At 55.2% G+C, this 12,969-nt stretch carries 15 protein-coding genes and 1 tRNA gene; 13 read left to right on the forward strand and 3 right to left on the reverse strand.

From position 1 onward, the window contains the following. The 3 genes from ACLCGK_RS00690 to ACLCGK_RS00700 all read left to right on the forward strand — a co-directional run bounded on the left by ACLCGK_RS00690 (position 1) and on the right by ACLCGK_RS00700 (position 2,820). Positions 1-768, forward strand: a complete 768-nt coding sequence (locus ACLCGK_RS00690) for a hypothetical protein (RefSeq protein ID WP_410950850.1) — start codon at positions 1-3, stop codon at positions 766-768. Positions 769-1,218: 450 nt separating this feature from the next. After that, positions 1,219-1,554 (forward strand): hypothetical protein, encoded by a 336-nt coding sequence (locus ACLCGK_RS00695; RefSeq protein WP_410950851.1) that lies wholly within the window; start codon positions 1,219-1,221, stop codon positions 1,552-1,554. A gap of 81 nt (positions 1,555-1,635) precedes the next feature. Continuing rightward, positions 1,636-2,820, forward strand: a complete 1,185-nt coding sequence (locus tag ACLCGK_RS00700) for a hypothetical protein (protein WP_410950852.1) — start codon at positions 1,636-1,638, stop codon at positions 2,818-2,820. Positions 2,821-2,889: 69 nt separating this feature from the next. Here ACLCGK_RS00700 and ACLCGK_RS00705 read toward each other — a convergent pair whose 3' ends face one another. Further along, complete coding sequence (locus ACLCGK_RS00705) at positions 2,890-4,122, reverse strand: hypothetical protein (RefSeq protein ID WP_410950853.1); 1,233 nt, start codon at positions 4,120-4,122, stop codon at positions 2,890-2,892. A 244-nt stretch (positions 4,123-4,366) separates the two neighbouring features. On the opposite strand from ACLCGK_RS00705, the gene ACLCGK_RS00710 reads away from it, so the two are divergent. The 6 genes from ACLCGK_RS00710 (at position 4,367) to ACLCGK_RS00735 (ending at position 7,023) form a co-directional block, all read left to right on the forward strand. Further along, a tRNA-Asp gene (locus ACLCGK_RS00710) sits at positions 4,367-4,445 on the forward strand. 302 nt (positions 4,446-4,747) lie between these two features. Beyond that, positions 4,748-5,077, forward strand: coding sequence for an aminoacyl-tRNA hydrolase (locus ACLCGK_RS00715; RefSeq protein WP_410950854.1), 330 nt, complete (start codon positions 4,748-4,750; stop codon positions 5,075-5,077). Positions 5,078-5,112: 35 nt separating this feature from the next. Then, positions 5,113-5,484 carry a hypothetical protein gene (locus ACLCGK_RS00720; protein WP_410950855.1) on the forward strand — a complete coding sequence of 124 codons (372 nt, stop codon included), beginning with the start codon at positions 5,113-5,115 and terminating at the stop codon, positions 5,482-5,484. Between the two features lie 65 nt (positions 5,485-5,549). Next, positions 5,550-5,903 carry a hypothetical protein gene (locus ACLCGK_RS00725; RefSeq protein WP_410950856.1) on the forward strand — a complete coding sequence of 118 codons (354 nt, stop codon included), beginning with the start codon at positions 5,550-5,552 and terminating at the stop codon, positions 5,901-5,903. Between the two features lie 52 nt (positions 5,904-5,955). Further along, positions 5,956-6,504: a hypothetical protein gene (locus ACLCGK_RS00730; RefSeq protein ID WP_410950857.1), complete on the forward strand. Its 549-nt coding sequence runs from the start codon at positions 5,956-5,958 to the stop codon at positions 6,502-6,504. Between the two features lie 39 nt (positions 6,505-6,543). Further along, entirely contained in the window at positions 6,544-7,023 is a 480-nt protein-coding gene (locus tag ACLCGK_RS00735; RefSeq protein WP_410950858.1) for a hypothetical protein, read from the forward strand. Between the two features lie 249 nt (positions 7,024-7,272). On the opposite strand, the gene ACLCGK_RS00740 is transcribed toward ACLCGK_RS00735, so the two are convergent. Beyond that, entirely contained in the window at positions 7,273-7,989 is a 717-nt protein-coding gene (locus ACLCGK_RS00740; RefSeq protein WP_410950859.1) for a hypothetical protein, read from the reverse strand. 202 nt (positions 7,990-8,191) lie between these two features. Further along, positions 8,192-8,458 (reverse strand): hypothetical protein, encoded by a 267-nt coding sequence (locus ACLCGK_RS00745; RefSeq protein ID WP_315696162.1) that lies wholly within the window; start codon positions 8,456-8,458, stop codon positions 8,192-8,194. Between the two features lie 179 nt (positions 8,459-8,637). On the opposite strand from ACLCGK_RS00745, the gene ACLCGK_RS00750 reads away from it, so the two are divergent. The 4 genes from ACLCGK_RS00750 (at position 8,638) to ACLCGK_RS00765 (ending at position 12,943) form a co-directional block, all read left to right on the forward strand. Then, the gene (locus tag ACLCGK_RS00750) at positions 8,638-9,180 is read left to right on the forward strand and encodes a hypothetical protein (RefSeq protein WP_410950860.1); all 543 of its coding nucleotides are present in this window, start codon (positions 8,638-8,640) and stop codon (positions 9,178-9,180) included. Further along, the gene (locus ACLCGK_RS00755) at positions 9,180-9,509 is read left to right on the forward strand and encodes a hypothetical protein (protein WP_410950861.1); all 330 of its coding nucleotides are present in this window, start codon (positions 9,180-9,182) and stop codon (positions 9,507-9,509) included. Before ACLCGK_RS00750 ends, ACLCGK_RS00755 begins: the two co-directional genes overlap by 1 nt. A 142-nt stretch (positions 9,510-9,651) precedes the next feature. Further along, a complete protein-coding gene (locus tag ACLCGK_RS00760) occupies positions 9,652-10,692 on the forward strand; it encodes a hypothetical protein (RefSeq protein ID WP_410950862.1) in 1,041 nt (346 codons plus the stop codon). Between the two features lie 262 nt (positions 10,693-10,954). Beyond that, positions 10,955-12,943, forward strand: coding sequence for an AAA family ATPase (locus ACLCGK_RS00765; protein WP_410950863.1), 1,989 nt, complete (start codon positions 10,955-10,957; stop codon positions 12,941-12,943). Positions 12,944-12,969 lie beyond the last annotated feature (26 nt).

Consider the following 12,969-nt stretch of genomic DNA (forward strand, 5'->3'; position numbering starts at 1 on the left):
ATGAGCAACGATTACAAGCGCAACAGACGTGACCTCGCCATGAGCCTGCTGTCCATTGCAATTTCGGCGGTGCTCCTATGGCTGACCTTTCACGATGATCAGGCAGAAAAAAACACCAGTGCGCCAAAACTCGCAGCCGGGGTGATTCAGAACCCCATGACCTATGCGGGTGTGCACGAGTTGTTCGATGCCCATGAAGATGATTTCGCGTTTCTAAATTCGCGATGGTCTCGGTCAGAACATCCGTTCTGGAAAGCCTGCCAAACCAGCCCCGGCGGCTGCCTCTTGATGGCAGTCATTCAATCAAAAGCGACTCCGCACCAATCGGGTTTCTTCAGATCACTTGACGCAAGTGCTTTCAGGCAGGCGGTAGACCAGGGCTATATTGGCGTGTGCAAAACCAAGGGCGGCCTGGAAGACGCCGCATACGCGTTCTCTCATGTCACGGTGCTCGGCGATCCCGCTCGGGCGTTTCTATCGAGGTTGTCCACCATCAGTCAGCTGACCCAGCAAGCGCCACAATTCCTGGGTGCCAAAGACCCCCTGGTCGTCTCACTTGAAGGCAAACTTGGCCACGACCTTCGTCAGCCGGAGCTTGGCAGTGGATTTGATACCAAACCGCCACTGGCCTTTTTTGATTACCCTGACTCGCAGGTATGGGTTGCACTGTCGAAGGCTGAGCACGGTTATGAGCTTGTCATGCTCAGCACCCCAAAATACTCGCGGTGCGTAAAGCGCTATCAGTTCCGTCATGGATGGGAGAAATAACCCGATGATCAGGAAAACCAACATCAGGCATTCCGTCATCATGCTCCCCGTCATCCTGCTGATGGTCGTCCTGGGCCTGGTAATGATGATCGCTGGGGCTCGAATGATCATGTCGAAGTCGCAGGGCGCTACGAGCAGTTCCACGGCGGCTATGGACGCAGTGAATCAGCGCTCCGATCGCGATGCAATCAATCCGATAATCCGATCACCTGCCCAAATGCCCGCGAATTATTCGAGGTAAACCCCTTACCTTCAGATGATCTTGCCTTTGCACCAGACTGCAGCAAACGGCCCTCGCTGTGCCTGCTGGAGGCTGTTCGGCAGGCACGCACACCAGAAACAGAACTGGCTGGCCTGCCCTTTATGCCAGGGTTGCAGACAAAGCTTCATGAGGTTGATCAGGCCTAGGTTCGCAACGGCGTTTTCAATCCGCAACAAGCGGTCTGCCAGATGTACAAGACTGACCTGCGCCTCAGGATCTACCTTTCTGGACAGCAGCTCCTGCAAGGCGATCCAGTGGCAGCCTTCCTGCAGACCTTGTCGACCTACAGCCAGCAAGCTCATCAGGCTCCACAATTTGTCAGTGCTAAAGACCCAGTCTATTTGAGGTTGTTCGGCCCGCTGCAAGCGGATTTAGGCCAACCTGAACTCGGTGATGGATTTGACCAAGCGTCGCCTCTGGCGGTGTTCAAAACCGTGGATAGCCAACTGTGGGTGGCACTGCACAAGACTGTTGGTGGCTACGAGCTGTTGCTGCTGCAGGCCTCGGCCATCATTGCGTGTTGACGGCTACTCAGGGTGGAGTCCTGGTACAAAGCCCCTTGACTCCAGTGGTACATTGAGTAAAGCATAAATTGAGCGCAGGCCATGTACATCACCGCACACCACAAGCAAAGGGAAGAGTTTCTCAACTCAGTTCATTCGGATTTCCAGGCAATGCCCCTGCCACGACGCTGGGCAATTCCGTCCATCTACGAATGCGCCCTGTATGATTATGCTCCCGCCTACAAGTTGATCGACCCACTGGCCAAGGCCCAGCGCCCGCTCTTTGAGTTCATCGATCAAATGAATGCCAATCAATCCATCATCCACCAGTTGATGGATCGGAATGCCGAGCTGGGTCAGCTGCACTTTCTGTACATGACCCGCCGCCACCAGCTGGCTAAAGCCCCACTTTTCACCGTGTCTGAAGGACTCAGCAAAATGCTGGAGGACACAGGGGTCAAAAGTGACATCCCAGCGAAATTTCTGTGTCCGCCATTCAAGACCTGCTACCTGGAATTCGAACCTTACGAGACCCGCTTGGCCAAGCTCAATGCTGGCGGCGTAGCTGATCATTACCCTGAAGGCTGCTACATCCAGGAAACCATCTGTGAAGACCTGGGGCACATGGATGCCGACCTGGATGTCTGCAAAGCGATGAACCTGGATTTTTCGGCAAGAACCCGCATCCTGGACATCATGTTCAGCTACGCCCCTTGCAAGGATGGCAGTGGGAACAATGACTATCATGTCCAAAGCCGGTATGCAGCCGTGCGCATCTCCATTCAGGATGAGGAGGCTTCACTGACCCAGCTGGTGTCGCACCAGCTCGATGTCATTGCTCAGGAACAACTGAAACGAGGGGTTAGCCCACAACGTGTGGAAGAAAACGCCGAACACATAAAAAAAATGATAGTCGACCTCTCCAAACTGCTGCTCTACCTCAACCTGAACCTACGCGATCAGGTGGTGGAGAAACGCGCAGAAGCCCTCGACCTCAAATTGAAGGATGCCAATCCGAAGAAACGCGCCAAGCTGGAACGCCAGGCGGCCAAAGTCTACGATCGTATCATCATCGGCCCAAAATCCTACATTCCAATTTCCGAGCGTTTTCAGGGGGCGGAATATGGCCAAGGCCGCAGAAAACCGCATTTCAGGCGGGGCACGTTCGGCATTCGCTGGAAAGGCACGGGTGAAGACAAGACGCCCGAGCTGGTCAGGATTTCCGAGTCCATTGTGAACAAGGATCTGATGGTGGATGGCTCGGCGCTGGATTACGAAATTCGCTAACCTGAGCTTCGCAGGCAACTCGCCTGCATTTCGCCTGGCCCCAGATCAAGCCAGGCGCCGGGGGAGATGTCACAAACCCAGGTCTTGACAAAGGATGTGTTCTCGCCCCACGTCACTTGTAAGCAAGGCCTGTCGAATACCTGGCGTATCCTTGATCTTCAGCAACTGGGTCAGGTGCTTCGGGCGCAGGCCCAGCGAGAGGTAATATGCCTCATCGGTGACTCTCAGCGCGGCTTCTTTCCAGGCGTCTGCAGCGTCGAGCTCCCAGGGGTTGGTGCAGAAACCTTCGTCAAGCAGGCACTCAACCATGGCCTTGTTGAGCGTCTGCAGCGACATGTAGCCAACGTTCCTGGCCACCTCTTCCAGGGCGTTGAAGCCATACGACTGGGCGCGTTCGAGTACAGCCACAAGCCGTGGTACAACCACAGTGGGGTGATTGAACCGCATGATCCCCTCTCCATGGTCGGTCATCCAGTCGCGGATGCAGACGTTGATTTCATCCAGCACTTGGCTTGCCTGCGTTGTGGGCAACTCGGCCACCAGCGCAAACGCATGCTCCAACCTCATCTCGAAACCCACCTGGTCATCCAGATTATCGAGTTCTGAAAACAGCGTCGCGAAACGGGCGCGGCCATCTTTGACGTCATCCAGCTTGTCGCGCAGCAGCACGCGCACAGGATCGTCAGCCGACATCATTGATCGATACACACGCTTGGACAGCTCCTCATCCATCAAGGCGCGACTGGCCTCATTCATGCGCGGGTAATCATCGAGGATCTTTTGCACGCCGTTGGCCCGATCGAAGAAGAGATCGGACACCTGACGGGTGAAGGAAGCACCATGCATATGTGAGAAGGCTTTCGGTTGGTATTTTAGCTCGCCGTTCTCCCCCCACAGCTTGGGGCGTGGCACCATCATCAGCGTGACCTCCCGAAGCAGGCTGCGCACAGTAGCATAAGCCTTGTGATCTAAGCCGTCTCCGTACAGGGTATCCACCTCATCGAGCATGACGCCGAGGCTCGGGTGTTCTCGAACGCAAGCATAGAGGAAGACGTACAACACCTGGTAGGGCAATTTCTGCGGCGGTGTGCAGCGGTAGGCCAACACATCGGCCACGTTCTGCAAGCTGTGGTAATGCCCGAGAATCTGCTCAGCCAGGTCTTCAGCGGCCTGCAAAAGCTCATACACGTCAGGCTTTTTGCCCCTGTCGCCGATCAGAAAGTCTACAAATTCTTTACCCGTGGCCAGCAGCTGCTCGGGTGTGGGGTTGGGTGAAAGACTGAACAGGTCGAAGCGCGGCATTGAAATCTCCTTTTTTCAATCTTAACTGCTGCGTCTTTCATGCGCCAAGCCAAACCCCGTCAATCAGCTGCTTGCCGTCCTCCAAAGCCTCGCGCTTCAGCCAGACGAAAGTCAAAGACCGTCACCGAGGCCCCCTGAGTCCCCTTACGAATTACTCCGGAAATGGCGAAAACAATTATTTTCGGAAAATGTTTAACGCGGATATTGACACCCGTAATTGTGCTGGTAGTATGGAAATCACAGCAGGACATTAGCTCAGCTAGGTAGAGCACCCAGGCCGTCAACCTGGAAGGTCGTCGGTTCGATTCCGGCATGTCTTACCAAATTCGCTTCAAGTTGCAGATTCAACGAGATTCGCTTCCTCTCGATCCAAGTGAAGCCAAATCAATAGAGGGTAATATCATGGGCCACTGACCCTTGCGCACGGATTAGACCGCACTCCGACCCGCTTCAAACGATCGAATCCCCTTCGGTCGAAAATCAGAGCCTTTCTGATTTAGTCGCATCGATCGATTTTAACACAATCGACCCGAAAGCTCTTGCAGAGCTGCTTGCAGGCAATCATCCCATCGGCACTGCCGAGGATCACCTGTATATCTATGCGATTGTCCCCACATCCCTGGAAATGCCAGTCGGCAAAACCTGCCCTCAAGCCGGCCATGCCTACGTCGACAGCTATTGCGCGGCCAAGGAAACCCATCCTGAGCTTGCAGCGCAGTATCGCGATCTTGGCAAAGGGGGCTCGAAAGTCGCACTCAAGGCCAAAAACCATCGCGAGCTGATTGTAGCTTGGGGCAAAGCCCTGGAAGCCGGACTTCCCTGCGCCCTGGTGGTCGATAAAACCCACATTTTTCCTCCTCACTTTGACGGTACGCCCATCATCACGGCTTTGGGGATTGGCCCCTGCACGAAAGCTGAGGCGCGCCATATCGTCAAAAAATTCCAATGCCTTTGATACCAAAAAACCAAAACCATATCTGGAGTAATACCATGAACGCATACGTAGAATTCACCACCACCCGCAAAGCCATGATCGCTCACATCAAGGCCCTGATCACCAACCCTGAAAACATGCGCCCGCCCCGCAATGAGTACGGGTACCGCGCCCGCAAGATCTTCTTCGCCGACTACGTGCTCTACGCTGTCGCCCGAGGCGCGGATTGGAGAAAAACCAGCCACCTGGCCGCAGAGGGTGCTCCGAATGCCAGGGAGGCGCTGGTAGCCCTGCATGATGCGCTGGCCCAGCACATTGCCAAGGGCAAAGATGCCGACTCGGTGCCGTACCGATGGGCACGATACATTGGCAAGGACGCCGACCAGCACGAGTTGCTGGCCTTGCTCAAGGCCGCCCTCGCCGCCTGAAGCCCACTCGCCCAAACCGAGGCCCAATCCGGGCCTCATTTCTTGATCAAACTGGAGCACTTCACATGCGCCTGCACGACATCGTTGACGCCGCACACACCGAGATCGAAAACCAGCAAAGCCAGCGTCATCAACTGCATAAAGCGGCGGATGACCAGTTCATGGCGAACACGAGGGATCATTACCGCGCCCTGGATCGTCTGGAGGCCGACTACAGCGCCGCTGCATTCAAGCTAGCCTGTGGCTTGGGCAAAGCGCCTGTCGATGCCCAGGGGCAGCCACAGGAGCCCTCCACACTCACGGCGCAACGGGATGGCCTGTTGCTGACCTGGCGCAGCGAGGACGGACAGTGTTGTTCCCACAAGGCATCCTGGGATGAGCTGGAGCAGCCGAGCCTGATCGCCGAAGCCGAGCGATGACCCTTGCGCACGGATTAGACCGCATCTCGACAGAGAACAGCTGCTCAAGGCCATGCAAGACTGTGAACAGACCCAGGGGATGTCCATCCTGCAGCACGGGGAAATGGTTCGGGATTTCTACCTCGATCTGAAAGGACACGTCACCGAGGGCGCGCCCCTGAGGTATGAGTGGAAGCTGCCGGCATGGGCCACCGCGCCAGCGTTGTGGGCCAGCTTGTTGCCCGCCACGACCATTGAGAACTACCAGGTGTTCCACGATTGTGGGAAGCCGCTGTGCCGCGAGGTCGATCAGGAGGGTAAAGTGCATTTTCCAGACCATGCCAAGGTGTCTGCGCAAGCCTGGCGGGCCGCTGGCGGCGCCGAAGCAGAAGCGCGCTTGATCGAGATGGACATGGACATCCACTTGCTCAAGGCCGAAGGACTGGCGCAATTTGCCGCCCGCCCCGAAGCCGCCACCCTGCTGCTGACCGGGCTGTGTGAGATACATGCCAACGCCTCCATGTTTGGCGGCATCGACTCCACGTCATTCAAGATGAAGTGGAAGCACATCGATCGTCGTGGCAAGCAGATCGCAACCCTGCTGGCGCTCAAGGAGGCATGATTTAGTCGTAAATTGCGCGATCGCTTGATGACAGGGGTCATGCTCGCTATGATGGCCCTCACAATTTTCGGCAACGTGATGGATTTTGAAATGCCTCTGTCCCATGCTCAGTTTTACGCACTGCCCGTTGGCGCCGAAATCGACGCCATGAAAAAGCGCTTCGTTGTCGATCGCCGTGAGACCGTGGGTGGCGTCGAGCAGCCCGTGCTGGTCGAGGCAGACACGCAAGCGCCGCTCTTCGGTGCAATCTACATCACCCACCTGATGAGCATTACCAAAGGTGTCAACCAGCCGATGGAGCTTCCAGCCACTGAGGCGATGGCCGCGCCCCCGGCTGTCGAGCACGCTGTGGCTGTGGCGGCGGAGGCGTTCGATCCCCTCAAGGATGTGGACACTTATGATGCCATTGATCATGTCGCCGTACAGCCGGAGCTGAGCCTTGCCCCTGAGATCCTCCATCCCGGTCGGCGCGCATACCCAGCGCCAGATCAATACACCCTCGACCTGGAAGCAGACTGACTGATGCTTGCGTTTATGACATCCCCGGACAGTGGCGGCAGCGTTTTGGCTGCGATCTCGCGGGCGTAGGGCTACTTAGGGGCGCCTGAACCAGCTGTAGTCTCCTGCGGGAAAGATCCCGCCATGTTCGCTGGTGTGAAGCCGGGGTGCCCTGCTTCCAACGCTGGGTCTATCATGGATGGTGGCGCCCAGGTGGTGAAAACGCCTTGGACACACTGCAAAGCCGCCAGGCAAAATCAGCTCGCCGGCTTAGCCCCGCTTCGTCGGTGCCTTGCGAAAGCTGTGTTCATCAAAGCCTTTGGACATGATGATGTATTTGTCTTCGGTCACCACCAGGTCGCGCTCGGCGCTCCCCAGCACTCCGGAGATGAACATGGAGATGTCCTGGAAGGCCTGCACACCACCGATCATGCGCTGGAAGTTGTAATCCTTCAGGCACGGGTTGGTAACCAACAGACCTTCTAGATAGACGAAACTGACGACCTTGTGGTCGATGAACACGTCCAGCGCCTCATGCACCAGGAGATGGGCGTTCAGCTCATACCAGTCACGCAGGCTCTGCCCACCAGCCGCCCGGCTGCGCTGCCAGGCGTGCTTGCGGGGCAGGTCAAACTCGCCCGGCAGGAAATCCTTCTCACCCCAGTAGAATGCCTTCGCCAATGTATGCGCCTCTTTGTAGCTGAAGGTTTGGGGAGGCACCCCGGTCTTAGGGTCAACGCGGGCATAGAGCCCGGTGTAAATCTTGCCGCAAAAGCCGATGTAGAACACCCCATAGGGGTTGGTGGCGAAGCGCGTACATTGGTCTTCGAGCTGGCGCACCGTATTACTGACGGCGTCGATGATGCTGGGGTTGTTCTTGAGGCTGGGGCGGTATTCTACCGATTGGCGGTCATAGACGACTTTCTTGTCCACGCCGTAACCAATGGCCGAATCGTAGTAATCCTGGAAATCGCGATTGATGAGCATTGTTCACCTGTTTTATTATTCAACATTCCAGGCTAAGCCTGTGCCTCATCTATGTCAACGACCAAAGTGCGCACATGCGGGTTATCGTGCAAGATAACAAACGCAAATGACAATGCCCGGCGTTAGCCAGGCTTGGTCAGTGTGGAGAACAGCTTGGTCGCGGCGTAGGTCGAAGACGTGGGTTCGAAGGCACCCGAACAGGTCACTCCGACTTCATGTGATCCACAAATTCTTTCCAGGCAAAGCCGTCAAAGCCCTGATTCTTGAAAGCCAGAGCCAGGCCTTCATCAGAAAAGTGGCGCGTTCTGCGAAAGTCGATGTCGTTTCGACGGTCACGCAGCACACGACTTAGCATCAGGCCCTGGTCGTCAGCATTGGACATCAAAGTGACGAACTGCTGTTCGTTGTCGATGGTGATGCCGGCGCTTTTGATGTCTTCCACAAACGAATGGATATTCGGTGTGCTCATGTCGTTTCCTGTGCAGGAATCTCGGGATGAAGCCGTAGGCTCGGTTACTGCGCTCCTTTGGCGCAGACAAGATCAATCTTGCCCTTGGAAATCACCATTGTCAATACATGGCAAAAGCGATGTTCCGCCAGTCAATTCGTTAGTGGTATATTGATACCAGCAACGAGGAGGAGTCGCCCATGAAGCCCGAAGCAGATCCCGCACAAGACGGCATAACCCACATCAACATCTACAGTGCCGCCAAAACCAAGCTTGGTCGAGAGCTGTCGCATTTTGCCGACCTGCCAATCTACCATCCTGTGTTTGGTGAGTTTCGCTCAGGTGAAGGCCTGTGGTATTGGATCAGCCGACGTGAGGACAGCTTGCGCACCCTCAGTGGCTTCGAAGCCAAGCGGCACGGACGCTCGCTTCCGGTGGTCAAGACACTGGCCAAGGATGAGTTCCAGCGCATGATCAACCTGGGCAACCAAGCAAAACTCGACACGTACCCCGAGATCAAGGAAGCCCTGGCAAACAGCACCCTGCCGCTGCTGCACTACTATGCCAAGGCCTACGGCGGGAAAATGGTGGTCACTCAAGCGAAGGATTCTGAGTGGATCCTGGCCTATTTTGAAAAGGTCAGGCTGCAGTTCAATCCAACCGCTGATCACCACAACATGGATTTCATGGCGCTTCAAGCCCAACTAGAAGCTGAATCAGCTCCGCAAGGGAGCCTGTTTTAATGATTGGATTCCTGACCACCCTGCTTCGCTGGATGCTCGTCTGGTACACCTATGTGGCTACCGGGGTGTTTACCCTGGTGCTCATCCTGTTCGCGTGGGGGCATTTTTCCGGCAATGAAACCTTGCCCGCCGATTTTGCGAACAAAAAGGCAGGTGCGGGTTTCAGCATCCTTAGCTCCAACGCCTTGAGAGATGTATCGATTACCCGCTCCCAGGGCAACCCCGGTGCAAACTTGCGGCTGGTCAACGTCCAGGGCGCTTCCATCACCCCCGTGCAAACGACCTTTTTCTTGTTGATCGGGTCGTCGAAGGCACCTGATAGCCGTTAAAGCGTGCAGCTCTCTGGAGGCAGCAAGCCCAAACAAAGTTGCAAATGGCGCGCATGTGCAATGGCGGTAACCCATTGTATTGCTTGACGATTAAGATTCAGCTTCATTAAAATTTATATAAATACCAGGTTCGGAGTAATGTATGTTTCATGGCGCAAAAAATAAGAAAAGAACAGTGCTTGCCGATTGCAAAGGGCTGTTGCTTTTTGCCTTGGCCAACGCTGCCGCGTTTCCCGCCTTCGCCAATTCGGACACTACTGGCAATATCATACGAATATCAGCCCCTATCGTTCAAAGTGCGGCAGTCGGTGAGACGTGGAAAGACATCGCGCCCCTGGTATCTGCGTGGCAAAACAAGGGGAGTGAATATGATTGTTCGCAATGGTCGCCCTCTCCTGACACCGTAGCGCTAGGGGAAACGTTCAACCAGTCGCAGAATTGCAAGCAAGATCAAGAGCGTACCGTTCAGCAGCGGGAGCAGAACGAAACCACGCTGGTCATTCGGGATGTCGGAGCTCCAACCACTGAGCGACAGGTTCTTTGGCAAGAGCATTCCCAAGAGGCGGTTGGGACAATGAAGCCTGATGGCTCGGCAGCCTGGGAGCAATTTGCAATCGACCGGGGACTGCCAACGACCTGGAACAACCTGGGCTGGATCAGCAAGAATTTGAGCGTGCTGCCAAGTGAGCCCTACCCCCTCAGCAACATCGAGGCTCTCACTTTGAACTCCAACCCACTGACCTCACTGGGTGGCATCGACAGCATCGTGAGTATTTCGGACAAGCTCGTTCTGTCCAGTGTTCCCCTGACCAACCTGGATGGCTTGCGATCGCTGACCTCGGTTGGTAACTTCACCTTCACCTCAAACACGCTGATAAACATCGATGGCCTGAGCAATCTGACAACAGCCACGGGCAGCTTCATTATCCAAAGCAATCAGCTGCCCAATGTCAATGGCCTGAGCAACCTCACCTATGTGGGTGGGAACCTCAGCTTCCATGGTAATGCCAAGCTGAACAACCTGGATGGGATTCGCAACATCAAGGTCGGCGGCAAGATCATGATTTATAAAAACTATGCAGGGCCGAAGCTGGCTGCCAGCACCCCGTTCTGCCAAAACAACACGGCCAGCCAATTTGACGCCGTGTCTTATGCTGGGAAGTCGGTTATCTGCGCGCAATGATGGGCGATCACTGGCGCGCCATCTGCTGAATGTAAAGGGCCTGAGGGAGCTGCACTCCCCAGGTCTTTTTATTGGCCGCTGCCCTGGTATTCTCCAATTTATTCGGGACTGTGTTAGCCAACCCCAGGCACTCCGGCTGCCTAGCTGCATCTTCTCTCTTTGGGTGGTTTTGACAGGATGACCCGACCCAGTGACGCTTTAGCTGTAAATTGACTGAGACTGCAATTCTGGTAGGATCTCACAATCTGTGTGGAGAATCCTGATGTCCGATCCTATTGAGAGCTCCGAAAAAGCAAGTCCATCAGCATCAACTGAGGGCGAGCAGGCTCAAGCTCACCCAGTATGCCTGCCTGAGCGGCAAGCGCAGTCCTTTGCCATGGCGCCCGAGATTTGCATTGACTCTGTAGCTCAGCTTCAGAAATTGCTCACATCGGAAGGGATTGAGCCGACAGCCAATTACAAGGTTTCCATCAACGGCCACACTGAAACTTACCCAGGTACCGCGTCCGAGCTCCCCTTCTTGCTCCTGCCTCTTTGGCCAGTGGCCGCGAAAGCCCCTGAGTATGAGTGGGTTGGCTTCACGATCGCAAAACTCGGTGAAATGGCACCTTTCACGAAGCTGACGAAGGAGATGCTCAATCATTCGACGCTTTGCTCGCTGTCAGGCGTGAGCCAAGGTGAGCAATCGCTGCGTTTGCCCTATGGCACTTTCCCCGGTCAGTTGGATCCAGCTAACAACACTGGCAAGGTCAATCCCGTGGTCAGATCCTTGGTGCATTCGTATTATGCGCGCATTTCTGACGACCAATCCGAACGCTTCAAGGCAACAATCGACGCCAATCTGAATTTCATAGGCCAGCTTAGACTGGAGGGCACCTGGGAAAGCCTCAAGACGCTGGTAGACAAATACCCTGAGCTCAATGGCATCCCCCAATTCACAGAGCTGAGATCACATATTGATGTATTGCAGAGCATTTTCGCGACCAATGTGCTGCCTGAGTTGATGCTGAATCAAGAGGTGAAGAAGCTTCTTGGCGTAAGCCTGTTGTCGAGCAGTTTTGAGCTTAGCGGAGAATGCCGTGAGGTGCTGGCCGTGCTGTTCTACATCTTCATTGCCAGATATCCATTGATTGAAAAAATGATGGCCTCAATCACTGCCATCGATCGCAATGTGATCCCAAAAGCAGAGCTGATTGCTCAATTGGACATGAGCGAAGGGCTAGAGAGCGCCCTTTGCCTGATGAAGACAGGGGTGGCCCCGGCCAGTGTTTCAACTCCATCCGATCCCTACCACAAGGTGAGGCTGAAGGAGGTTACAGAGTATTTCTGGGAAGATGTTCTCGGAGATGGCTGTCTTGAAAGAGAGCAGAAAACGCTGCACGGCAAGTCCATGAGTCTAGATGGCTTGGAGAAGCTTCAAGCCCTAGCGCTGAAACACCCGCATTTCGCTGCGGTAATCGACCATCTCCTGCCGTTTGCAAAAGCATCCTTCATGCAGTCGTCCGCTTTCCGCATCCCCCCATTGCTGGTCGCCGGGCCGCCAGGGATCGGGAAGTCGAAGTTTTTCAGTGACCTCTGTGACGTCATCGACATGGGCCGGAACATTTTCCACGCCAGTCAATACACCTGCGGCTCACAGCTGGTGGGCCTGACCCAGGGCTGGCGGACTGCTCATCCTGGGGATGTTGCCAATGCGATGCTTAAAACCCGACAAACCAATCCACTGATTGTGTTTGACGAGCTCGATCGCGTACCGCCCAAAGTGTATGGCAATGGCATCTCACCCGAGGTGTCGCTCATGCGCCTACTAGAGCCATCAGAGGCCAAAAATTTTGTCGACGCCTACCACAATGAGCCGCACGATGTGTCGAACGTCAACTGGATTTTTACCTGCAACCAGCCGCGCCAAATTCCATATGCCCTGCTGACCCGACTTCAGGTGATCTATGTCTACCCTCCTCGGGAAGAGGCGCAGATTGACGCGGTGCACCGGAGTATCTGGCAGAGCCTGTTAGACAGCTATCAGATTGACGATTTGATCTACGAGCAGATTGACCCGGAAGTACTGGTGGCCCTCAGAGAAGCCTACTATGAAGACCTGCAGTTCCGGAAAACACGTCGCCTGCTGGAGCGTGCGCTGAACAACGTCGTCTGCACGTGCAAACCTGGGCACAAGACTTACCTCACCCTGGAAGTCTTGCTCGGCAAATCCAGCGGCGCCAGGACACCCATCAAACGGTTGCTGAACTGAATTCCAAAGCCCGGCAACAGCCGGGT

Source organism: Pseudomonas sp. S1(2024) (assembly GCF_046557535.1).